Annotated in this window: 1 protein-coding gene; it reads left to right on the top strand. The window is 49.2% G+C overall.

Annotation, left to right across the window (positions count from 1 at the left end):
- Positions 1-131: 131 nt before the first annotated feature.
- Positions 132-396 (top strand): IS66 family insertion sequence element accessory protein TnpB (tnpB, locus tag P8629_RS11500; protein ID WP_278166271.1); only part of this gene is annotated, 265 nt, incomplete at its 3' end.

Below are 396 nucleotides of genomic sequence, written 5' to 3'. Positions count from 1 at the left end.
GAGCCTGATTTACTACCTAAATCAGACCTGAGCCTTCAGCTCACTCTTCCTAATTCAAGTCAGATCCGTATCAGCGGCCTTGTCTCTCCTGACTTATTGCGAGCTCTGATACAAGAAGCAGGAGAAGTAAAATGATCCACCTGACTGCTGAGAGTAAAATCCTGCTTGCGACTCAACCAGCCGATTTTCGCTATGGTATTGATGGACTCGCCGCCCTGTGTCGTCATCAGCTAAAACAGTCGCCTCGTAGCGGAACCCTGTTTGTGTTTACCAACCGCCGTCAAACCATGCTTAGAGCATTATGTTATGACGGCTCTGGCTTCTGGTTAATCAATAAACGCCTGAGCAAAGGCCGCTTTCAAGATTGGCCCCGTCATCACCAAGATGGGGTGACCC

Source organism: Hydrogenovibrio sp. 3SP14C1 (assembly GCF_029625905.1).
Classification (GTDB): Bacteria; Pseudomonadota; Gammaproteobacteria; order Thiomicrospirales; family Thiomicrospiraceae; genus Hydrogenovibrio.
This window is presented reverse-complemented; position numbering and strand designations above follow the sequence as displayed.